General features: G+C 64.6%; 15 protein-coding genes. All 15 read right to left on the bottom strand.

Annotated elements, in window-relative coordinates:
* Positions 1-2 precede the first annotated feature (2 nt).
* Positions 3-836, bottom strand: a complete 834-nt coding sequence (locus AC3FOF_RS08625) for a hypothetical protein (RefSeq protein ID WP_488726328.1) — start codon at positions 834-836, stop codon at positions 3-5.
* A gap of 16 nt (positions 837-852) precedes the next feature.
* Entirely contained in the window at positions 853-1,638 is a 786-nt protein-coding gene (locus AC3FOF_RS08620; protein WP_488726327.1) for an outer membrane lipoprotein-sorting protein, read from the bottom strand.
* A gap of 47 nt (positions 1,639-1,685) precedes the next feature.
* Positions 1,686-2,171 (bottom strand): hypothetical protein, encoded by a 486-nt coding sequence (locus AC3FOF_RS08615; RefSeq protein WP_017225291.1) that lies wholly within the window; start codon positions 2,169-2,171, stop codon positions 1,686-1,688.
* 137 nt (positions 2,172-2,308) lie between these two features.
* Entirely contained in the window at positions 2,309-11,077 is an 8,769-nt protein-coding gene (locus tag AC3FOF_RS08610) for a cadherin-like domain-containing protein (RefSeq protein WP_488726326.1), read from the bottom strand.
* A 17-nt stretch (positions 11,078-11,094) separates the two neighbouring features.
* Positions 11,095-12,696 carry a multicopper oxidase domain-containing protein gene (locus tag AC3FOF_RS08605; RefSeq protein WP_017225289.1) on the bottom strand — a complete coding sequence of 534 codons (1,602 nt, stop codon included), beginning with the start codon at positions 12,694-12,696 and terminating at the stop codon, positions 11,095-11,097.
* Positions 12,697-12,706: 10 nt separating this feature from the next.
* Entirely contained in the window at positions 12,707-14,239 is a 1,533-nt protein-coding gene (locus AC3FOF_RS08600) for a multicopper oxidase domain-containing protein (protein ID WP_488726325.1), read from the bottom strand.
* A gap of 263 nt (positions 14,240-14,502) precedes the next feature.
* Positions 14,503-15,111 carry a hypothetical protein gene (locus tag AC3FOF_RS08595; RefSeq protein ID WP_017225287.1) on the bottom strand — a complete coding sequence of 203 codons (609 nt, stop codon included), beginning with the start codon at positions 15,109-15,111 and terminating at the stop codon, positions 14,503-14,505.
* Positions 15,108-15,497: a type IV pilin protein gene (locus tag AC3FOF_RS08590; RefSeq protein WP_017225286.1), complete on the bottom strand. Its 390-nt coding sequence runs from the start codon at positions 15,495-15,497 to the stop codon at positions 15,108-15,110. The genes AC3FOF_RS08595 and AC3FOF_RS08590 overlap by 4 nt, the downstream gene beginning before the upstream one ends.
* Before the next feature lie 6 nt (positions 15,498-15,503).
* Positions 15,504-16,022 (bottom strand): type II secretion system protein, encoded by a 519-nt coding sequence (locus AC3FOF_RS08585; protein ID WP_035807942.1) that lies wholly within the window; start codon positions 16,020-16,022, stop codon positions 15,504-15,506.
* 3 nt (positions 16,023-16,025) lie between these two features.
* Positions 16,026-18,359: a secretin N-terminal domain-containing protein gene (locus AC3FOF_RS08580; protein ID WP_488726324.1), complete on the bottom strand. Its 2,334-nt coding sequence runs from the start codon at positions 18,357-18,359 to the stop codon at positions 16,026-16,028.
* Positions 18,360-18,947 carry a hypothetical protein gene (locus tag AC3FOF_RS08575; protein WP_488726323.1) on the bottom strand — a complete coding sequence of 196 codons (588 nt, stop codon included), beginning with the start codon at positions 18,945-18,947 and terminating at the stop codon, positions 18,360-18,362. It lies immediately after the preceding gene.
* A 20-nt stretch (positions 18,948-18,967) separates the two neighbouring features.
* Positions 18,968-19,534 (bottom strand): hypothetical protein, encoded by a 567-nt coding sequence (locus AC3FOF_RS08570; protein ID WP_017230878.1) that lies wholly within the window; start codon positions 19,532-19,534, stop codon positions 18,968-18,970.
* The gene (locus tag AC3FOF_RS08565) at positions 19,531-20,061 is read right to left on the bottom strand and encodes a hypothetical protein (protein ID WP_017230877.1); all 531 of its coding nucleotides are present in this window, start codon (positions 20,059-20,061) and stop codon (positions 19,531-19,533) included. The genes AC3FOF_RS08570 and AC3FOF_RS08565 overlap by 4 nt, the downstream gene beginning before the upstream one ends.
* Positions 20,058-20,966: a hypothetical protein gene (locus tag AC3FOF_RS08560; RefSeq protein ID WP_035818125.1), complete on the bottom strand. Its 909-nt coding sequence runs from the start codon at positions 20,964-20,966 to the stop codon at positions 20,058-20,060. Before AC3FOF_RS08560 ends, AC3FOF_RS08565 begins: the two co-directional genes overlap by 4 nt.
* Complete coding sequence (locus tag AC3FOF_RS08555) at positions 20,947-22,650, bottom strand: GspE/PulE family protein (protein WP_488726322.1); 1,704 nt, start codon at positions 22,648-22,650, stop codon at positions 20,947-20,949. The genes AC3FOF_RS08560 and AC3FOF_RS08555 overlap by 20 nt, the downstream gene beginning before the upstream one ends.
* Positions 22,651-22,653: the final 3 nt, after the last annotated feature.

Raw genomic sequence — 22,653 nt, 5'->3', positions numbered from 1 at the left:
CGCTATGGGGCCCGCCGGACCATTCCGCCCGACCCTGGCCGCACCTCGGCACCGATCGAAACCGCTGCCTTGTCCTGTCTCGGCGTGCCAGGCTTGGCGAACATCCAGTCGCCCAGCGACGGGTTGAACGAGACCTCGTCGATCACGAGTTTATCCTTCGCCTGTGCCGTCGCCACGCCGCTCTCGATCGTGCACGGTATCTGCAACCCGTCGATTGCCCTGTAGTCACGGTAGAACACGGTGATCGTGTGCGACTGGCCGAGAACGTTGCGGGACTCCCGGTCGTACCGGATCTCCAGGAATGTCTTCGCGTCGATCCACAGCATCCGGCTGCCGCCCGAGGGCAACCGGATGCGAAGGCGATATGCCTTGCGCCCTTCGACTTCATCGGCGCCGTCGAGCGTAACGGCAATCCCCTTGGCCTGGTAGTCCATGAGCGGCCCGTCGATGACCTGCTCGTCATGCGCGAACTGCAGCTCTTCCATCGTGTAGGGCTGCAGATTCGGCTTGCCATCCTGGGTTGGATGGAGCTTCCAGCCATGGCTGCCGTCAAAAACGCGCACGGCCATCTGGTTGAGCGCCGTGATCTCGAAGCGCGTCTTGTTGGGACGCTTCATCGCCAGCAAGAAGTGCGCAGGCGAATTCGCACTCTCCACGTGCCCGACCCAGACCATGGTCTGGATCTTCCGCCAGGCATCGAGCCCTCCCCTTGCTTCGGCGTTCTTCTCTGCGATCTGGGCGGCGCTCAGATCGGACGCCATCACCGGCTCCGCCGCCATCGCCGCCACCGAGATGCAGGCGGCGAGCACCCTCGCTGCGATCCGTCTTGTTGTCATAGCCCCCCCAATCTCCTTACTTGCCTGGCACCTTGACCGATGCCAGCTGCGGCTTTGCAAACAATGCATCGTCCACCGGCTGATTCACCGCCACTTGTTGAATGGTCATCTGGTGGGTTTTCTTGACGCCTTCGACAACCGTTTCCATGACATGCGGGATCTTCAGTCCGCCCTCCGCCTTGTAATCCCGGTAGTAGACCGCCACGTTGTGCATCCTGCCGTCCAGCTTGCGGGGTTCGCCGTCCATCTTCACTTCAAGAAAGCTCGTGGCGTCCACCCACAGGCGCCGCTCGACGCGATCTTGCATCGTCAGCTTGAGCCTGTAGGCCTGATGCCCCTCCACGGACTCCATGCCCTGCAATTCGAGCTTGATGCCCTTCCTGGCGTAGTCGACCAGCGGGCCGTCAAGTTCCGCCGATGCGGCGGCCACCCTGGCCTCCGCAGGCGTGTAAGGCTCGACCTCGTCGCGCCCCAGGAAGGGCCTGACCTTCCACCCCTGCGTGCCGTCGTAGACCTGCAGGGCCGTCTGCTCCTGGAAGCGAAGCTCGAAGCGACTCTTGTGCGGCCGCTTCATCGTCGCCACGAATGGCAGCTTCACCTCCTTCTTGCCCCCAACGTCGATCTGGCCCGACATGGTCAGGCTGTTCACCGCGCGCCAGGCCTGGAGCCCGCCACGGGCCGCCACATTCCTGTCGGCGATCTGGGCCGCCGTCATCCGGCCCGCGGGCGCGCTTTCCGTCGCCGCGCCGGCCGAGGCCGCCAGGGAAACCAGGCCCAATGCCAGGAAGAAAAACCGGTTCATGAGTACACCCCCCTCGATCCATGCCCCAGGATCCCGCTCACGCGCGATCACTCGACCACCAGGCCGTCGATATGAAAGGAACCGATCATCACATTGACGCGGTCCCCGGCTTTGATCAAATTGCCCTTATTGGAAAACACCATCCAGTATTCCTGCCCGACTTCCAGCGGCCCGGACTGCCGGAGCTGGCCGATCTTGTCCATGACCGGAATCTGGAGCAAGGCCCGGCTCCTTTGCCCGAACAGGTAAGGCGTCGCGCTCTTGTCTGCCAGCACCTTGGCGATAACCGGATCGGTAACGCGATAGCTGAAGCGGATCAGGTTGCCGGACGCGGTCCTGCGTACATGCAGGTTGTCGACCCCGCCGTAGAGATCGTAGTAGGCCATCGCGTGCTTCGGCACCTTTACCGGGGAATAGGGCGAGGCCCTGGCAGGTGCCGCCACCGTGCGTGCCGGTACCACCGGCCGGGCTTCCTCGGGAAAGGCCGACTCGGCGAAGGCACTGCTTACCTGGATGCCGCTCACAAGCAGCATCGCGATCGCCGTTACTCGACTGGCATGGCTGGACATGTTCGTACGTCACCCTGGCGGCCACCTGGTCCTGGTTCCTCGACACGGGGGGCGGCACAAGCCGCACCCCCTCTCCCTTCGCTTCCAGCTCCCCCTCCCCCTTAACGCGTTGCCACTCCGCTCAAGGCCGACGTCTGCGTGCCGGCGCCATCGGTGATGCTGAGCGTGCCGTTCTGAGTGGAGTTGGCGGCATCCTGGCTAGGCGGCCTGAATTGCACGGCGATTGCACAGGTCCCGTTCGGCGCCAGGCTGGTGATCCTGTTCGCCGCATTCGGGTTTACCGTGCCGCACGTCGTCTGCTGTGGAACGATGATGAAGTTCGTAGCATCCACCGTGATCACCGGATTCGCAATGTGGGTCAACGGTACTCCGCCCGTGTTCTTCAGCGTGAACACATCGATCGCCCCGGACCCGCCGCGCGCCACGCTACCGAAGCTCTGCGTGGACGGTGTCAGGGCCGCGCCGGATGCGGTCCCGGCCACGAACTCGACCGCGCCGATATCGTACTTGCCGCCTTGCGGCCGGGTGGTACCGAAGAAGTCCTGCTTCGGAGCACCCGCGTCGGTGGCCGTATTGATTGCCGGCGAACCCGACTTGATGGCGTAGTTCCCCAGCGGCACGCTATAGCCCGGGCTGCCTGACGAGATGCTTGCATTGACCAGGGAAAGCGGCCCATAGGACATGTTGATCCACTGGTTGCCTTCATCGGGCGTCGCCGTCGGCATCAGGCCGAAGAGCGGGTTGGGCAGCACGGTATCCGCGATACCCGGAGGCACTGCGAACCCTACCCCGCCACCTTCGGGCGGCACCCGCGAGCCATTGCAGTACTGGCTGTAGACCGCCGGGTTGGAACCCAGGTTGTTCGCTCCCTGGTAGTCCGCGGCGTCGGTCAGGATCGAGAACTGCGGGTTGAGCGTCAAGCCCGACTCGTGTTTGCTCGGTCCCGAGTCGCCAAAGGCGCCGATGTCCCAGTAGACGGCCTTGGGATCGCAGTAGCCCGTCGTCTTCCCTGCCTGGTTCAGCGTCGGGTTCAGCGTCACCGTGTTCTGCAGGCCGGGGATCGATGCGTTGGGGCCGCCCACGGTGATGTAGAACGAACGGTTCTGCCAGAAGAGATTGTTGGCCAGCACCGGGTTCGAGAACGTCGTGCATATGTGGGTCGCTCCCGGGTCCGTCCCTGCCGGGCAAGTCACCGTGGCGCTGCTGAACGCTGCGATGAAGTTGGGCGTGTGACGCGCCGTCTCCAGGCCAGCCGGCTGGTAGGCCGACGTCGTGATCGGATCGCAGGTCGTCTCCGCTCCCACCGTGGTGCAGTGCGTCGGTGGAGGCACATTGGCCTGGGCGGCTGCCGGCGTGTTGAAGAGGACGCCCGCAGACGCCGTCGCGTCGTTGGAAACGATGGTGTTGTTGATGAAGTTGACGCCCACCGCATCCTGGATCGACACGCCGCCCCCTGCCCAGCCCGCGACATTGTTCGCGATGATGTTGTTGGTGACGGAAACCTGGTACCACTTCGACGAGTCCTTCGGACTGCGCTGCACATCGGTGCCGTTGATGTTCTGCAACCGCAGCCCACCGCCCTTGCCGCTTTCCGCCGTGTTGCCGACCAGGAGATTGCCGTCGATCGTCAGGCCCGGGCCCACGCCGTCGGACAGCTGCGGCGCGCAATCGACGTCGGTGGTCTGGTTCTCGCAGAAGGTGCCATCCGGCGGTACGCCCTGGGCGATGATGCCGCCCCCGTAGGTAGGCAACGTCGGGTTGTTGCTTTGGTTGAACAGCACCACGTTGTGCGAGAGGTCGCCGTTATAGCTGAACCCGAAGTGGGCAATGCCGCCACCATCGCCGCTGCTCATGTTGCCGCACACCCAGTTGTAGTTGAAGTGGTAGTTGTCGGCCCCGGAACAGAAGGTCACCCCCCCAGCGGACGACGGCGTGGTCGAGTTGATTTCGTCGCCATAGGAAGCGTTGGAGGTGACCGCGTTGTGATGCACGTTCACGTTCATGTTGTAGCCGAACGGAACCTGCGTCACGCCGTCCGCACCGATGGTCCCGTCGGGAACCTCCACCTGGCCAATGGTGATACCGCCCGTCAGCGTACCTGCATTGCCGAAGACGCGGTTGTTGGCGATCTCCATATTGTGGTTCCAGCCGTGCAGGAATATCCCGCCACCGCCTTGCGAGCTATTGGTGAAGGTGATGCCATCGATGCGCGACGGGTTGCACAGGAAATTGCTGGGATACGCAGCGCAATCCGCGGCGCTTGCCGTCAACGGCGTGCAGATGCCGTTTGCGAGGCAGTTGGCGTCCGGCTGTCCGTTGACATCCTGCACGCCCTTCGCCAGCACCGTAATGGCCGCCCCTTCGTACGCACCCATCAGCGTGGGCTCTATCAGAAGCTCGCCCAGGTTGCCGTTGAGCGTGTTGTCCCAACCGACGGTGGGCTCGAACGGTATCGGGTCGATCTGCCGCTGCATGGACGACGGGCAGCTGTAGGTATTGGACGGATCGAAGGCATTGGTCGGCGATATCGACCCACCGTTGCGAGACACACCGAACAGGCAGGCGACCTGGGCACGCCAGGGATCCATCTTGCCCGAGGGGTGGGTATTCGCATTGACCGTCACCGAGGCAGCGCCAACGCCTTGCAGCCGGACCGGCTTCCACATCAGCAGCATCTCCTTGTAGACGCCCGGTCCCACGATGATCAGGTCGCCTGGGCTGGCCTTGTCGATCGCTTTCTGGATGGCGTTGCTCGTGGCATTCTCGCCGGCGACATAGGTGGGCGCCTTGCCGCCGACGGTAACGGTGACGGTGTCCACCGACTTCTTGCCGTTGCCGGCCGTGATCACCAGTTCGCCATGGTCCGACGGCAGGGTGGGCACGGTGACCGTGATCGACTGGTCGGTCCACGCCGTGATCTGCGCAGGCACGCCACCGATGGTCACGCTCGACGGCACCGTGCAGGCGCCGCCGGCGCTGGTGCACTGGCTCCCGAAGCCGTAATGGCGCGTGATGAACTTCTGGTTGAATGGCGCCTTGCTCGCTCCGGGTCCACTATAAGCATGATTGATCACCTGCTGATCGCCCAGGGCGGTGATCGTCAGGCTGCTGCCCGCGGCGCTGACCCAGGGGCCGGCACCGCCATTGCTGGCGTCGCCAACCACCGTCGAGATCCCCGGCGTGGCATCCGGGTACGCGCAGTCGGGCTGGTTATAGGCATCCGCGAAGGCCTGCACGGGCACCACCGGCGTGTCCATGTACTGCGTCTGTCCCGGCATGAATGGGATCTCGTAGCAGAACTGGCTGTACGCGGGGTTGTACAGGGGATCCTTGATGGTCTGGCCGGGATGCGCGGGATCCGGCATATCCGGGTCGTTCATGCACGCGACCATCATGGTGGGCGCATAGCCGGTCGGATTGGGCGGATTGACCTGCCAGGTCGAATAATTCAAGCCATTGAAGATACCCCACTGATCGGCATACACACGAGCAACTTCATTGCCGGAGAAGTCCTTCATGGACACCGGCACGTTGGGAACCGCGAACTTCTCGCCGAATTGCGGCGAATACGGGTCGAACTCCGAGGAGAAGTCGTCCAGCATGAAGCCGGTGTAGTGCGCCGAGACGTGCGTCGAGCTGAAGATCCAGAACTTCGCCAGCACGGTCATCTGATCCGTGAGGACGACTTCCTTGCGGTCGCACAGGTGACGCGACGCCCCCGCGAACGGTGCCACCTCCTGCGAGCCCGGGAACAGGCTGATATAGTCCGGCACGATGCGCAGGGCACCCACGCAAGGCCAGAAACTTTCGACGCTCCCGGTGTCGCCCTCATGCCTGGGAGAAGACCCCAGATCCGAAGTCGGGTTCTGCGCATTGTTCGGGTTATACGCGGCATTCACCGCCGCCTGGTCGGGCAGGATGAAGATATTGCCAATACCAGCGAACTGCTGCGTCACCGGCGCGATGTAGTTGTCGCCAATCAGGATGTTCTTGTCTTCCTCCTTCACCAGTTCGTAGCCCGGAGGCACGATCACCTCCACCACGTACTTGCCGGGAGGCAGCATGGCTGTTCCACCCTCCTGGGTTGCACGGTCCGCCGGATTGCGCAAACAAATCTTGCAGTTGGTACCCGTCGACTTGCCGGTTCTCGGGTTCCGGCCGGTCACGCTGGGGAACTGATACATCCCGTCATACGGTGCCGGCTGCAATTGATTGAACATATGCATGCCGTCATAGCACTTGAACTGCGAGTTTGACGGCAAGGCACGATGGTGCGGATCAAGCCACTGGGTGGTCTTCTTCAGTGTGAAGAAGTAGGGGTCCGTGGTTTCCTGCCCCGGACAGTTCATATTGGGCACGCCGTCCGAGCGGAAGCCCTGCGCCCAGTCATCCCAGCTACTGGTCGTGGTGGTGTCCACCAGGGTCAGGCTCGGCGTTCCATCCGCAGCGGTGCCCTCCTGATACAGGTTGACGGTGACGTTCGGCACATTGGGGGTCCACTTCGTGTGGATCAGCAGCATGGGATCGTCGAACGGGCGTGTCGAGGCGTAGATCACTTCACCCCGGATGCCGCCGTTCTCGTTGGTGGCGAACGGCGTCTTGCCGAACTCGATGAACGAGGTCTGGCCGGAGAATCCTTGCCAGCCGAGCGTGGTCGCCGAGGGCGGATCGATCCGGCCGGTCGAAGGATTGGACGTACTGCTGCCCGGACCGTTCAGGATCGAATAGCCACTGCAGTCCGCGTTGTCGCAGTACACCGCGCCGGGTACCCGGAGGTGGGACGGGAGATGCGCGGTAGCGGATTCCGTTGTGTTGGCAAAGTGCTTGGCGATGGTCGAACTGCCTCCGCCAGGCGTGCCATCCGGCGGCCCTCCTGCGTCATAGACCACATGTACGCCAGTCTGCTTGAAACGGGTGGTGTCGGCCTCGACCACGTACCAGTTGAACAACGGGAATATCTCGTTGAAGGGAGCGTAGCCGTTGAGGTCGGTGGTATTGAAGTTGGAATAGCTGCCATCGCGGAAGCGTATATTGGTCGGGACCAGCGTCAGGCCGGGCTCGCTGGATTGCGAGACACCATCGCCATTCTGATCCAGGAAAGTACGCGTGTAGAGATTCGTGTGCCATTGCAGGACCGCAAGATCGCCGACATTGACACTCCTTGCATTGGGTCCCAACTGTACTGCCGTGGCAAGGCCGTCGACGATCTGGTCGTTCCACTGGTCGAATACCGTGATTCTGAAGGTGCCGTCGGGCAGGCCGGAAAAGCTGAACTCGCCCTTGTCGTTGCATTTGGTGAATGCAATATCCTCGCCGTCCGGGTCGCCCATGCTGACGAAGCACTGCGTGAACGCCAGCGAATCGCGCGAGCCGCTGCCGTAGAGATGCTGGTTGGGCGGGCGGCTGTAGTGCAGGTTGGTGATTCTGCCGTTGACCGAATTGGCGCAAGACGCTCCGGGAATATCGCACAACCCGGATTTCGCGGCATTGGTCCGGCGATCATTGATGATTTTCGCGTTGGCAAAGCCGACGGCGACATGGAAGCCGGCTGGCCCGAACTCCTGGAAGTACGCCGGTCCGCCTATCTTGACGAACGCGTCATGGCCCTTCTGGCCGTCGAGCGTATTCGTCTGCAGCCACTCTTCTCCCCTGCCGATGCGGTCGGCGGCCGGTGTGGCCACCACCCCGTACCTGCCGGGCATCAGGTTGGCGATGATGGCCTGGCCGACCAGCGGCGAGGGCGTCTTGCCGTCGGATTCATATTTCGGGCAGGTCGGAACCATGCCCACCAGTCCGTCGTTCGTCGTGGTCGAGATCGGGCACGCATTCAGGTGCGTGACGGGATCGATCATCCCCTGCAGGGCATTGGACAGCGGCATGTTGAACATGTCGTAGGTCATCTGCCCGGTCGGGTCACCCGTGCCGCCAGCGTCGTCCCAGAGCTTGATCTCAAAGCCACCCAGCCCCGGTTCGCGGGCCGTCCCGAAGGTGTCCGTGCCACCGCTGACGTCGACTTCACCGTTGAGCGGCGCATCGTCCTCGAACACGAACACCGAGACCTTCGCAGTGGGCACTGGTGTCTGTGGCAGCAGCACGTTGACCGTCTTCTGCGCGGGCGCGATCGGCGCACCGCCCATGGTGTGGCCGCAGGCTCCCGATCCGGGGGCGAAGTCCGCCCCGCCCGGGCCGGACGGGCAATCCAGCGCGATGCTGAACGGTCGCTTGGCCCCATTGGGCTTGCTCGGGTCGACGGGCTTGGGCGCACCTGCTCCCGAAGCGAAGGTATTACCGGCATCTCCCGGCAGGATCGAGATGTAGTAGTGCTTGGTGGGATCGAGTACGACCTGGCTCGGATCGACGGGCGCCTGCTGCACGGCGTCCGTGCGGCAAACGCCGTTGCCGATGTCGCATACGGCAGGCATGTGCGAATTGCTCGACGGGTCGAACACGGTCTGCCCACCTTCGCAAGCCGCGCGGCCGACACAGCCCGAGGCAACTACCGGCATATAGCTGACATGGAAACTGGTGCCCAGGCTGGGAACCGGCAGCGGTGGGCAGTTGGCCGGCCGCTTGGCCGAGTTCACCTGGCAGGCGGGATCGATCTGGAAGGTGCGGTCTTCCTCGATGATCCAGCGGTAGTCGGTGAGCTTGACCGGCGTCATCCCGGGCTGTGTGCTCGGCGCGTCCAGTACGTTGACGGTCAGGCCACTGCCGCCATTGAAGGTCACGGTTGCCGTCGCGCTATTGCTCGGCGTCTTCTGCGAATTGATCGCCCGGTACTGGAAGCTCACGCTGACGCTTGCGCCGGCGGCCGGCGGTGCTGAGGGTACCGCCGTGAACGAGCCGTCCGCGTTCAGCGTAACCGTGCCATTCTTCACGGTACCGGCGACAATGGAGGCCGACAAAGGTAGTCCCGATGGATCCTTGTCATTCGCGAGCACACCGGGAGGCGCGATCCGCAACTGCGATGCCACATTGCTGGTGAAGCTGTCGGCCATGGCCATGGGCGCCCCGCCCAGGCAGCTGCCGGTACAGGCGGCCAAGGTCACCGTCGCCTTGATCAGGGGATTGCCGTTCGCCTGATACGTGAAGCTGTCGGATGTCGTATTGGCATTCGGCGCATAGATGAATGTACCGTCCGCGTTCAGGGTGACCGTGCCCCCCGTGGGCGCTGTCAGGATCTGGACGCCATAGACGCCGACATCGTTGGCAATCACGCCCTTGGCGGGGTCCGATATGGTCAGGCTGGTCCCCGGAACCAGGAAGTAGGAATCGGGGTTGGCCTTCGCCGTCACGCCGCTGGCGGGAAGGGTTGCGCCGCTGGCACCGATGTAGGCCAGCATGCCGCCATCGCGCTGATTGTTGGTGGACAGGCTCAACTGGCGGTCGAACACCGCAAGCGCCGCAGGCGTGGTCGCCGGAGCGACAGGCGTGGGCGCGTTGACCAGCACATCGTAAGTCTTGCCCGCGGCCAGGAATACCTCATTCTGGATCCGGGGCTTCCCGGGGAGCGGGTTGCCGTCCTCTGCGACCAGCGAGAACCCGGAGGTCACCTGTGGCTTGCCCGAGCTGCTATCCGTGGTCAGCCCCCCCACGATGGAAGGGACATGCATGCGCAGCCCGGCGTTCACGAATCGCACCAGGACATTGCCGGTGGCGGAGGCAGGGCTGGTTGCGAACAACGAACCCGTGGCCTTGGTCCTGTCAAAGGCGACGCCGTTGATCAGGTAATAGCGCGGATCGTAGTTGACCGCCGGCGGATAGCATGCGGCCGCGCCGTCGCTGCAAAGGACGCCTTTCGTTGACAAGGCCGCCACCAGTTGGGCGTCGGTGCCGGCAGCGCCGGTTCTCGTTGCCGCCGCGGCAGGAACCGAGTAGTAGCCTGTACCGCCGCTGTCCACCGCGACAGCGGTGATTGCGCCGCTACCGTCGACGCTTGCGACGTGGCCGGTCGCGGCAACCGAGGCGCCGCCGCCGGAGAACGTGACAGGGTCGTTGACCTGATAGCCTGAGCCGCCGAGCGGATTCCCGGCGGAGTCGAGCGCCACGGATACGGCGCTGACCGTGTCCCTGAGGACGCGGGCGGAAGTCTCGCTGAACTTCGCCGTCGATACGGCCTGCGCCACGACGGCGTTCTGCGCGGCATCGATTTCACTGAGAAGCAGGGGCACCTCTGCGTTGTAGGTCACGCCCGGATAGGCAGTGCCCAGTGCGGGCGCCACGGGAGCGGTGGTGACCACCAGCACGCCATACAGGCCCATCGGCCCCTGGATCGAGGGGTGGGTGCCCGATTCGATCAGGTAGGTGCCCGGCTTGAGGTTGTTCCAGGTCAGCGCCGTCGCGCTGCCGCTCCCGGTCGTCGGCACCTCGGTGGCAAACGACTGGACACGAGGCCCTTGAGCGGGCGGATTGAACGTGGCGCCGTTGGTGGTCCCCGCGACCGGCCAGGTGACACTCTGGATGGCGTGGGTCGGGCTGGCCACGGTTGTCCGCGTGGTGCCAAGGCCGCCACCCAACTGACCCACGATCACCAGTGACGTGGGTATGCCGGTGGCCGCACCCGGGGGAATCGGCAGATTGTTCTTCAGGTTGATCGTCAGGTTGCCCGGCGGGACGGTGATCACGATTGGCGACCAGCTCATCCCGGCGTTCGGATTCAATCCCGCGCAGGTGGCCGGCGCTGCGGCGCCGGTGCAGGTGTAGCCCCACATCGGGACAGACTGCCCGTCGGGGAGCGTGGTGGTGGTGGCATTCGCAGTCAGGTTGACGCTCTGCGCGAACGACGCGCAGCTCGCCATGGCGAGAATGGATGCCGCGAAACCTGTCTTGACCAAGTCGAAGAGGCTCGCCTTGAACTGGTTGGATCTCATCGCGTTTCCCCTGACCGCTAATTGGCTTCGTTGATATTGAAGGCTTGCGGATCGACCAACATCATCATCATCATCCCGCCCGGGAAGATATTGTTCGTGGTGATCTCCCGCTCATTGTGGGAGTGCCACATGAACGCAAAGCCTGCTTCCGTGGTTGGCGGGTTCGCGACCGTGCCGGAGGGCGGAATCGTGCCTGTGGGGCCCACGGCGCGCACGGTTGCATCCGGTCCGAGATAAGGACTGCCGCCGTACCAGACACCTTTGGTCAGGATGTTCGCGTCGGGCAGCGTGACAGGACCGCCGCTGGCGACCTGGCCGAACGGATGGGCCTCGAGGCCTTTGTTATGGTCCTGGCACCACTCGTAGTAATTCGGCGCCGCCGGGTCGGCCGTGTAGTACCCGTTGGCGTCGGGGGTGCAGACTACCGGCTTGCCCAGATAGGCGGGAAACGCCGGGTCGGTGTAGACGCCGCCTTCAACATGGCCGTACACGTCCCAGTTCAGGCCCCGCCCCGTCCAGTAGAAGATGCCATCCATCGCCACGCCGGGGGTCGTCGTCGTGGTAAACAGCAGTGGTCCGGCAGGCGAGGCATTGTCCGTCTGGCTCAGCAGCAGGTTTCCGTCCCGCGCCAGTATGCGCACATGGTTGCCGTGCTCGTGGAACGGATGCTGCCAGCGGCCGTTGCCGATGATCCGCAGCAGCACGAGCTCGCCGGGATGCATGTGCGGATTGCCGTTGTACGGCTGGTGCGGATACTGCGCCGCGTAGTTCGGGTCCATGTCGTCGGGCATGGACCGGCCATTGATCATGAAATAGGCCGGATGGTAAGGCTCGGTCTCGACCGTCATGCAGCCGTTGGGCCGCGTGCATGCCTTCCCGGCCGGCGTGCCCACCTGCTGCTCCGCCTGCGTATGGATGCGCGGATCCATCTCCGAGAACTGGAACAGGTACTCCCGGTCGTAGCACGCGGCGCTGTTGCTGTAGGCTGCCGCGGCATTGCGGAAGTCGGTCTGCCCGTCCGGCAGCGTGCTGCCGACAGCCCGGCAGCCAGCGGGAATGCCTTTGGGCAGAACGATGATCGCCCCGTACAAGCCCATCTCGATCTGCAGATCGCTCTGCGTGCCGCTGTAGTAGCCATGGGTCCCCTCCGTCGCCGCGACGAAGGTATAGGTAACCGAGGCGCCGTGTGCGGCCTCTCTTGTGAGCAGGCCCGGCACGCCGTTCGACGTGGTGACCTGGAATCCCGGGAAGAGAATCGAGGTGTTGCCCGCGGCCGCCGGCAGGTTGTTCCTGAGCGTCACCGTCACCGTGTCACCCTGATGGACGATCAAGGTCGGCCCCGGTATCTGCATGCTCGGACAGTTCGCACCGGGAATCACCGCTGGCGACGGCGAAAACCCGGACGGCGCAGCGCCGCCGGCACGGCAACCGTATCCCCACGAGTAGACGCTCGACCCGTCCGGCTGGCTGATACGGGCCGCCTCGGCAGACAGATCGAAACTGGTCCCCGTGATGCCCGGCGACGCGGCTTGCACCGGCATGCAGAGCAACGCGGCGAGCATGGCGGAGGCGAGCCGCGCGAGATTCGCGATCCACGTGTAGCGTGTAGTGTGGCCCACGGCGCTTCTCCTATTTGCACAGCTTGGTAATCGGGTCGAACGCACCGCAGATGTGAACCTCGGTCATCAAGCCACCGAAGTTCTCGGCGTCATTCGACAGGTGGTCCAGATTGGGCGTGTACAGGTAATACGTCGATCCCGCCGGGTAGCGGAAATTTCCGCTTGCGTCCAGGGCGCTTGCGTCCAGGATCACGTCGATTGACTCACCGCCGCCCAGCGTGATGGAGTTCGTGTAGTAAGTCAGGTCGTTGCCCGACATGTCGCGCAGCAAGCGCGCGTTGATGCCGATCACGTGCATCGGGATGCCGAGCGAGGCCAGCGTCTGGAACTCGGTGACATCGAGATCCGAAATCCGCAGCAACGCCTTGCCGCCAAGCGGGATGTTGATCAGCGTCGGCAGCGGTTGAGAGAAGTGCGCCGAGCCATCCGACACCTGCGTGCTCATGGGTCCCGGCGTCACCGTGTCCGGATAGCTTCGCCCGTTCAGCAGGAAGTACTTGTCCTTCATGTCGGTGAACGGCTCCGGGTTGAAGGTCATGCCGACAAAGTGGAAGTTCGGATCGAACCCATGGATCTGGATCGGATACTCGACATCGTATGCAGTCGAACCATCGCCATCGTTGTAGGCGTAGAGCGTCGGCGAGCCACTCTTGTTGAGCTGGTGGGTGGCGCCGTTGTCCACGCGCGGCAGTGGCGTCGAGCACAGGATGTCGGTACCGCACCTGGTGCGCAGATCGTTCTGCTGGGCCTGCAACCCGGCGTACAGGGACGCGCCGGTGGGAACGCGGTTCTGGCGCGGCCGCACGTAGATCTGGCCCACCATGCCCATCTGCAGGTGCTCCGGCGGGGTGATGTGGCAGTGCCAGAAGTAGGTTCCGGCATCCGGCGCCAGGTAGTAGTAGGTGAAGCTGCCGCCGATATTGATGGCAACCGAGGCATCGGGCACCCCGTCGTAGAACGAGGAGGCGTTCGGGTAGCCATGGAAATGCACCGTGTGCTTCTCGAACAGGTCGGGCCGCATGATCATGCCGACATTGGTCAGGGTGAGGAAGAACTCGTCGTCCTCGTCGATGGCCATGGTCGGCGCCGGTATATTGCCGTTCATCACGCCGACATCCATGATGGGCCGCGGATCGACGTGGCCGGTGATCGCCCCACCGGCATCCGGATCGGGGACCAGGCCAACCGCCCCATTGAAGGTGCTGACATCATGTACCCCATCGTGGATCGGATAGGGCCAGAGCGTATTGAACACCGATGACGGCTCCGTGCCGGGCAGGCCTTGCTTGATGTCCGCGAGGCCGGACAAGGGGCCGAAGGAGAACATGTAGGTCTGCGTCCCGTCGCCCATCGTCGAGTAGCCGTCGCCGCCCGAGATCTGCTGGCACTTGATCCCGTCGCTGACCACCCCGGCGGACGACTTTGGGTGCAGCACCGTGTTGTCCGGGCATTGGACCCGGAACGACTGCGCGAGCGCCGGTAATGCAAAGAGAAGCAATAACAGCGCCGAAAAGCCGCTTCGATATACGCGAGCACTGAACATACCGCCTCCTTCCTGCGGATCGGCCTGCGCGATCCCCATGGGACATCAATTCCTACGCCTGCGGCAACCACGTCCGTCGCTGCCGTCCATCCCTGCTCGACACCATCGCGCCATCGGCGCGGCGGGAACCGGATACCTGCATCTCGTCTTCCGTGGCTCCCTCTCCTTCCTTGTATTGTGGGGAACGCCGGCGATGGTTTGCATGGGTCAACACCCTACTGATGCGGTAGGGCATTCCATCGACGGATATCGCACCGGCGAACTCATTTCGCCCACCCATTGGTACTGAACGCAGACGCGTTGTTCGCGCCTGCGCGCCGGGCCGCCGCGTCGGCCCGCGGGCCCGCGCCTTGCGTCCCCGGGAGATCGATGCCCGTGCGGATTCGGCGACCCGGCGGCAGATAATAGAATTGCCACTCGCCATAGGTTTTCGCATTGGCGAAATCCGCATAGCGCCGGGGGAAATTCGCGTGCTTGATCGTCTGCGCGGCGGAGCTGCTCTGGACACCGTAAATGCGGTCGCCGTCGTGCAGGAACAGCCAGTCGTTCTTCCCGGTGATCGGATCCGGGTAGGCGCGCCGCAGATGGTGTAGCGGCACCGGGAAGCGCTTGTCTTCCAGCAGATCGTCAACGGATGCGGGCAACGTCCTGCCGGCCTGGTAGTAGCGCTGTATCGCCAGCCTGTATTGGTTGCCGACGAACAGCAGTTCTTCCTCTTGCAGCCGCTTTCGTTGTAGCGCCCAGACATCGAGCGCGCCCATCAGGGCCACTGAAACAAGGATCAGGGCGATCAGCAGGGCAAGCAGCACCAGACCGCGGGCGCCCCTGCCCTGGCGGCGCCAGCCCGCACGCATGCTGCGGGTGCCATTCATTTTCCCTGCACCACGGCAACGGCGGGAGCCGCCGCGGCTTCGCTCGCCGGCGCCACGTCATAGACGCCGGCCTTGTCGGCGTCCGGCGACGCAATGACGGTCCAATCGGTTCCGCCGCTGACCGGGTCCTCAGGCACGCTGCGCAGATAATGCTTCTGAACCAGCTCGTCGAGGTTCTCCGGATACTGCCCGTTGTCTCCGAAAAATTTGTCGATGGCATCCCGCATCACGGCGATGTTCTGCCGCTGCACCTGCGCCTTGCCGCGGTCGATGCTGCGAAGGTAGCGCGGTAGCGCGATCGTCAGCAGCAATCCGATGATCGCCATCACGACCACCAGTTCGATCAAGGTGAATCCATGCAGCCGATGGCCGCGAGCGGGCTTCATTGCGTTTCACCATTCTTTATAGGGAATGCCGTTGAGACCGGTGCGGTCGGCTCTGGACGACACGTCGAACACGTCATTGCCACCCTGCGGACTGCTCTCCGTGCTGCCATAGGCGCGCAGATTCCAGGTTTCCTCCGCCGGCGTGGCGGCGTCGCCGTTGAAGAACGGATCGCGCGGCACGCTGCGCAGGAACATCAGCAGGCCTGCCTTCGGATCCTTGGCATCCTTGACACCGGTCACCAGCACCGTCAGCGTGGGCGGATAGCCCGATGCGCCAACTTCCCTTTCGATCGATCCGAAATCGCTGGCGTCCTTGTAGGCATCCAGCGCGCCACGGATCTGCCGCAACGCCACCCTCAGTTCCTGCTCCTTCTCCCGCTGCACCATCAGCTCCGAGAATGGCACGATCGCCAGCGCGACAATGCCGACAAGCGCCAGTGTCACCACCAGCTCTATCAAGGTGAATCCGCGGCCAGCTGCGTTCCAGCGGCCGCGGCATCGCGCTGTGTGGGTCGGGGGCCTCATGGGTCAATGCGTTCCAGCAGGGATGGGATAGAGCGGGTTCTCGCTCGCCATATCGTTTGGCGGCATCCGCAGGATTGGCGCGGGCAAGGGCGCCGGCGCCGCGGCGGGGCCGGGCACTGGGGTCACGACCGCCGTGGCGGGCGCATCCGGCACGGCAGCGTTCCCATCGGCCGGCACAGCGGCGGCGGCTGCCGGAGCCGGTGGCGCGGCCTGGATGGCCGGGAACCGCGCCGCGAACGGGTCGGGCGGCGGCGTCGTCCGCGGCGCCGCGGGTGCCTGGCCCAGCGAGCCTCTCGGCGGTGCTGCAAAGGGTACGGGCGGCGCCGTGCTCCCTGCTGCCGCGGCCTTGGCATCGCCCCCAACCGCCGCGCCATCGACACTCGCCGGCGTGGCCGGTGCCACGGGTACAACCGGTGTCACAGGTACAACCGGTGTCGCGGTACCGCCCCCCACCCTTCCTGGCTTGACAGGCGCGACGGGAGCGGCAACGGGCAGCGCTGCGCTGGTGGGATCGAGGCGCAACTGTTCGGTGCGCACATTGGCGTCCGTTCCCGACCAGACTTCACGCGTGTCCGCATCCGCAACACGCTGCGGGCGGATGATATGCGGCGTGATCTGCAGCACGATTTCCGTCTTGACATGATCTCCGTTATGATCCGAAAACAAGCGCCCGAGCACCGGCAGCTGGCCCAGGCCAGGCACCTTGTCCGCGGTGGTGCGGTCGGCATCCGAGATCAGGCCGCCCAGAACCTGCGTCTCGCCGTCCCTCAGGCGCAGGCTGGTCGATGCGCTGCGCGTGCCGATCTGGTAGGCCAGAGAACTGAGGCCGGTCTGCGCGTTGCTGCTCGATATCGTCTTCGTGATGTTGCTGACCTCGAGATTGATCTTGATGCCGACATCGTCGTCGCGATAAACCTGCGGCTCCACCTCGAGCTTGATGCCAACGTCCAGGTACTGGATATTCTGCGCATAGGACGGGCCACTGGTGCTAGGGGTGCTCGAGCTCGAGATCACCGGTACCTTGTCGCCGATCAGGATCTTCGCCTTTTCCTTGTTGCGGGTGCGGATGCGCGGGCTGGCAAGCAGGTTCGCGTCGGTATCCGTCAGCTTGAAGTTGGCGGTGGCGGACAGCCCGCTGACCACCAGCTGGTTGATGGGCAGCGTGTGGAGCGCACCCCATGTCGACGCGGTGCTCGGCGTGGCCATGGTGAAGCTGTTTGGCCACGCGACCCCGAGGTCGGTCAGCCGCTCGTGGGAAACCTCGAGGACCTGAACCTCCAGCATGACCTCGGGCTCAGGAAGATCCTGCGCGGCGATCAGTTGCTCCGCCAGCCGTATCGTGTCCGGCGTACCGCGAATCGACAGGGTATTGGCATGTTCGTCGATCACGATTTCCTTGATCTTCAACAGGCTCTTGAGCAATGCCTGCACCTGCTTTGCGTCGATGTTCGACAACTGGAAGGTCCTGACCTTCAGCTCCTGGTACTCCAGTTGCTTGTTCGGCGTGGCCGGGTAGATGAAGAGCGTGTTCGCGTTCAAGACCTTCTTGTCGAGCTGGTTCTGCAGCAGGATCAGATTGACCGCGTCCTCGATGGCGGCATTGGTCACGAAAATCGTCGTCTTGAGGTCCGTCCGCACATCGCGATCGAAGATGACGTTCAAGCCCGACGTGCGCGACAGCGCCTCGAAGACCATCCGCACGTTGGCATCGCGGAACTGCAGCGTCACCGGCGTACGCATGATGGATGCGGCGGCGCTCTTCTCTTCCCGCTCGGCCCGCAGCTGCCGCCGCTTGTCTTCGATCAGCTGCATCATCTGCCGCGCCTGGACATTGGTCGGATTCTCCGCAAGCACGTCGCGAACTCGCTCCGCCGCGCTGTCATACGAGCCGCGTTGAAACATCCGTTCGACCTCGGCCAGGATGACCAAGTCGCGCAGATCGATCTGGAGCGCGGCGCCCAGCTTCCGCCCCCGCTCGCTGCTTGGATCGATCCGGCTCGCTTCGTCGAGCTTCAGGATGGCTTCGTGAAACTGGAGCCCGGCCCGCAACCTTTCCACCTCGTCCAGGATTGCGTTCACCTGGCGGTCGCGCACGTGCACGTAGTTCAACTGCAGTTCGGCATTGGTAGGCTCGCGCGCGCTGGCCCTATGCAGCGCTTCCCGATCCACCGCACAGCCACCGAGCGCGATCGCTATCAGAACCGCGCCGAGTCCGCACGTGCGGCAGCCGGGAACGAGCGCGGATGGTGCCGCGCGACCTGACGCGGCGATCGACCTTTGGGGCGCGTTGCAGCGGTCTACTCTGCAGGCAATGCCCGATCTGCACGAGGAGTTCATTTACTTTCCTTCGCCCTGGGTGGACATGACCTGTTTCACATTCAGCGGCAGATAGGTAAAGGTCACACCTGTTGCCGTGATCGACTCGAGACGGTACTGGCCGTCAATCACATCGCCCAGCGAGACGATCAACAGACGCTCGCCGCTGCTCAGGAACACCTGCTCCTTGGCGGCATCCGCTCCCAGCGCGCCCACATAGCCAAATGGCAGAGGCGGCGCCGTGGGTGCCGCGGGTGGAAGCGCCGGCGGGGGCGGCGCGGGTGGCGGAGGTGGTGGAAGCCAGGATGAAACGCTGAATGGATCGTTGGCCGTCTCCGGCGACAGGGGGGCACGCAGCGACGCGAGCCGTTCTCGCGGCGCTATCCCGGCGGCCGTATCCGCGGCGCTTTCGCTCGCCGCGGCGGGCGCGCGCCGCGGCCCGCCCGCGCTCGCGGCCGGCGCGGCGGCCTGGGGAATGCGGGGCCCGGCAGGGATGCCGCGGCCATAGGCGGCCTTGATTGCCGAGACGACATCGGGAACGCGGTAGCCAGGCGCCAGGCCCCAGCAGATCAATGCCGCGATCGCCAGGCCAGCACCGGCGAAAAGCATCCTCCTGGCGAGAGCGCTGTTCATGGCCGGTCCGTCCGATAGATCAGGTCGAAGCGGATGCGGGCCTCGAGAACATTGCCGTCAACCGCCGGCCGTTCGACATGGATCTCCTGCAGCGCGGCGTTCGGCACGCTGTTGAGCACCGACGCCACAAAACGGCGAATCGTGCCGTACTGGTCTTTGACCGGGAACAGAACCTGATAGTGCGTGAAAGTCGCCCCGGGCTCCGTGACGGTCTGATACTGCGCCGAGCCAAGCGCCAGGTGGCTCTCCCGTGCCTGCGCGAAGATCACGGCAATGTCGTTACCGCTTTCCGCGAAGGTCGAGAACAAGGCCGGCAGCTTGCCCAGGGAATTCACTTCGGCCGCCCCCCGGCCGGCATCGTCGGGATGCCGGGCTTTCGCGGCGCGTGCCTGCCGCGCGCTGTCCTGCAAACCTCGCGTCTGCGAGTCCACGGTGGGGATCGCGCTCCATGTCATCGCGGCGGCGGCCAAGGCCATTGCCCCGAGCAGGCCTGGCACGCCGAATGCGCGCCGCATCTCGAAACGCAGCGTCAGCAGGAAGTCGGGGAGCCGGCGGGCAATCATGGCTTTCTCCACACCGCTATGATCTGGAAACGCACGGGCGTCCCGGGGACGTTGGTCTCGACCAGGTGGCCGCTCAGCACCGCCTCGTGCAGGAGCACGCTGCCTTGCAGGTACTTCAGGTAGGCGATCATCCCGTCGGCGTCCTTGGCTTCGGCAGTGATGCGGATCTGGCTCTGCGCGGGACTCTGATCGATGCCGATCAGCGCGATGTCGTGGCCCGGATAATCTTCCACGATCGACAGAAGCCGCTGCCATGGCACGGTGAGCTCGCGCAGGATCGCCTCACCCTGCTTCTCCGCCAGTTTGGCGCCAGGCGTGGGAGCGGCCTTTTTAGGGGGCTTCCTGGAGATGTCTTCGCGCACCGCCATCTCAAACTGGTTTCGGGCATGATCGTTGTCCTGATACGCCCGCCACAGCGCCCTGGCGCCAAGCAGCAGCATTGCGCCCGCCACGATCAGCAAGACGACGCCGGCCGGCGCCACCGCTGACGGACGCCGGCTGAAATCGATCTTGAGCTGCGGCATCATAGTGCGAACTCCATCAAGCGCAGCGGAGCCGAAGCACCCGGCGCAACATCCCGCAGGCAACGCGCGGAGGCGAACCGCCCCTCGAACGCCGATGGATCGAGGCCGAGCCCCGCCAGATAGATCGTGCAGTCCTCCCGCCGTGCATTCGTACAGCGTTCGAATACCTGCTCGGCAATCGTCGCCAGCCGCGGCGCATCGCCGGCATCGTCGGCAAACAGGCGTTGCGCGCCATAGGCCACCCAGCGGTTCCGGTCCATCAGCACCGCATGCAGCGCCGTCTCCGCCACCACCACGAGCATCGATGCGCTGCCGCCGACGGCCCGCCGCGCGCGATTCATCATCTGCGGCAACCCGAGCTTCAGGCTCTGCACCTCCACGCGCGCCGCGTCGCTAACGTCGCGGATACCTTCGTGCAGCGATCGTGACAGCGCGCTTGCGAACAGCGCGCGCCCGCCCCGTTGCATCGCGGCGCGGACCACGATGGCATCGGCATCCAGTCCGAACGTCTCCGCGAAGTAACTACGGGCGATATCCTCGACCTCCCGGGTGCGCATGGCGCGGAAGTCGCCCCGCAGGATCGCGTGATTGGCCCAGAAATCGTCCAGCACGATGCACGCGCGCCGCTTCGAATTCGCTGCGCGCCCCGAGACACCCGGTGCTTGCTCGAATGCCTGACGGAGCGCATCCAGCGCCCCCTGCTCGGAAAAGCACTGCGCCTGCGCCATCTCGATGCTGGCATGCTCGACAACCGGCGGCGGCGGCGCAGCCGAGACGGCAGCCCGCCCCCCAAGCCCGGCGCGCTGAGCAAGGCGACGCAGGTATTGCAGCCGCGAGGGGCGCACCCCGACCGCCACTGCGCACGTGCCGAGTCCGACGGCGAGGGCGTCATTCAACGATCGTGACACGATTGATCTCCTCGAGGGTCGTCTCGCCCTTCGCCATCAGGCGGACCGCGGCGGTGCGCAGGGTCTCCATCCCATAGCGGAATGCGGCGCTCTTGATGCGGCCGAGCGGCGCACGCTCGGACAGCAGTTCGCGCAGTTCATCGTTCATCCGCAGTGTTTCCGCGATTGCACGCCGGCCACGATATCCCGAGCCCCGGCAAGCTGCGCAGCCGAGACCCCGCCGGAAGCGGAATCCCGTTGCCGTGCCGGGATCGATCCCGGCGCGCGCCAGCGCGTCCGGGTCGCCCTCCTCTTCGACCGCGCACTCGGCGCAGCATTGGCGCACCAGACGTTGCGCGACGACGCCATTCAGAGCCGATACAAAGCTATAGGGATCAACGTCCATATTGGTGAAGCGGCCAATGACATCGAATACATTGTTCGCATGCACGGTGGTGAAGACCTGGTGCCCGGTGAGCGCAGCCTGTACCGCGATCTGCGCGGTCTCCGGATCGCGGATTTCACCGACCATGATCTTGTCGGGATCGTGCCGCAGGATCGAACGCAGGCCGCGGGCAAACGTCAGACCCTTCGCTTCGTTCACCGGGATCTGGAGGATGTCCCCCAACTGGTACTCGACCGGGTCCTCGATCGTCACGATCTTGTCGAGACCGTCGTTGATCTCGGTCAGGATGGCATAGAGGGTGGTGGTCTTGCCGCTGCCGGTGGGCCCCGTCACCAGCAGCATGCCGTACGGCATGGCGGCGACAGAGCGCATGAAGCGCATGTCGGCGTCCTGGAAGCCGAGCGCCTCGAGCGTCAGGCCGCCCGCCGCCTGCGACAGCTGGTAACGATCCAGGATACGGAGCACGGCATCCTCGCCGAACAGGTTCGGCATGATCGACACCCGGAAGTCGATGTCCCGCCCCGCGTACTGTGCCTTGAAGCGCCCGTCCTGCGGAACCCGCCGCTCGGCGATGTCGAGTTCCGAGATGACCTTGACGCGCGATAGTACCTGGTCGGCAACGCCACGCCCCTCCGCCCGGCCGACCACCGCCAGCACGCCGTCCACGCGGCATTTGATCACCAGTCCGTTCGCCCGGCATTCCAGGTGAATATCGCTGGCTTTCATTTTCAGTGCGTCGTAGATCGTCGAGTTGAGCAGGCGCACCACTGCGCTGTCGTCGCTGCTGATGCCCTGCAGCGTCAGAGCCAGTGCCGATGGGTCGCTGGCGCGCTGTATCGGGTCATTGAAGGCAAGCGTGTCCAGCGCCCGCACATCCTTCTCACGCGCGGCCAGATAGGCAGTCAGGTCGCCGACGCTGGCCAGGGACCAGCCGTAGTGCATCGTTGGGCGGGCGCGCATGCGCTGATCGACGTAGCCGCGGGTGCGCGCGTCCAGCGGATCGGCGATCACGAACAGCAGGCCTGCGCCCTGCCGGAAGCACACGCACAGCCTGGTGGCCGCCTCGACAAAGGGCAGCACATCGAAGTCAGGCTCGAGCTGATGCAGTTCGCGGATAGCGATCGGGGGCATCCGAAACTCATCCGCCAATTGCGCAAGCACCGCGTCGGCCCCCGTCGACTGCTGCGCAAACAGCGCCTCCACGGCGCGGATGCCCGAGCCGTGGCGTTCGCCGAGCTCGCGCAGCGTGGCGCGGAACGGAACGCTCCCTTTTTCCTTGTCCGCGCCGGTCGGGTTCATGGC

This window comes from Cupriavidus sp. 96C5-1 (assembly GCF_057798855.1).
This window is presented reverse-complemented; position numbering and strand designations above follow the sequence as displayed.

Bases quoted from the DNA above. Each gene is read 5' to 3' on its own strand.
- AC3FOF_RS08585 (WP_035807942.1), bottom strand. From the start codon at position 16,022: ATGAGGCCCCCGACCCACACAGCGCGATGCCGCGGCCGCTGGAACGCA.
- AC3FOF_RS08555 (WP_488726322.1), bottom strand. From the start codon at position 22,650: ATGAACCCGACCGGCGCGGACAAGGAAAAAGGGAGCGTTCCGTTCCGC.
- AC3FOF_RS08565 (WP_017230877.1), bottom strand. From the start codon at position 20,061: ATGATGCCGCAGCTCAAGATCGATTTCAGCCGGCGTCCGTCAGCGGTG.
- AC3FOF_RS08600 (WP_488726325.1), bottom strand. From the start codon at position 14,239: ATGTTCAGTGCTCGCGTATATCGAAGCGGCTTTTCGGCGCTGTTATTG.
- AC3FOF_RS08610 (WP_488726326.1), bottom strand. From the start codon at position 11,077: ATGAGATCCAACCAGTTCAAGGCGAGCCTCTTCGACTTGGTCAAGACA.
- AC3FOF_RS08620 (WP_488726327.1), bottom strand. From the start codon at position 1,638: ATGAACCGGTTTTTCTTCCTGGCATTGGGCCTGGTTTCCCTGGCGGCC.
- AC3FOF_RS08615 (WP_017225291.1), bottom strand. From the start codon at position 2,171: ATGCTGCTTGTGAGCGGCATCCAGGTAAGCAGTGCCTTCGCCGAGTCG.
- AC3FOF_RS08590 (WP_017225286.1), bottom strand. From the start codon at position 15,497: ATGAAGCCCGCTCGCGGCCATCGGCTGCATGGATTCACCTTGATCGAA.
- AC3FOF_RS08595 (WP_017225287.1), bottom strand. From the start codon at position 15,111: ATGAATGGCACCCGCAGCATGCGTGCGGGCTGGCGCCGCCAGGGCAGG.
- AC3FOF_RS08580 (WP_488726324.1), bottom strand. From the start codon at position 18,359: ATGAACTCCTCGTGCAGATCGGGCATTGCCTGCAGAGTAGACCGCTGC.
- AC3FOF_RS08570 (WP_017230878.1), bottom strand. From the start codon at position 19,534: ATGATTGCCCGCCGGCTCCCCGACTTCCTGCTGACGCTGCGTTTCGAG.
- AC3FOF_RS08575 (WP_488726323.1), bottom strand. From the start codon at position 18,947: ATGCTTTTCGCCGGTGCTGGCCTGGCGATCGCGGCATTGATCTGCTGG.
- AC3FOF_RS08625 (WP_488726328.1), bottom strand. From the start codon at position 836: ATGACAACAAGACGGATCGCAGCGAGGGTGCTCGCCGCCTGCATCTCG.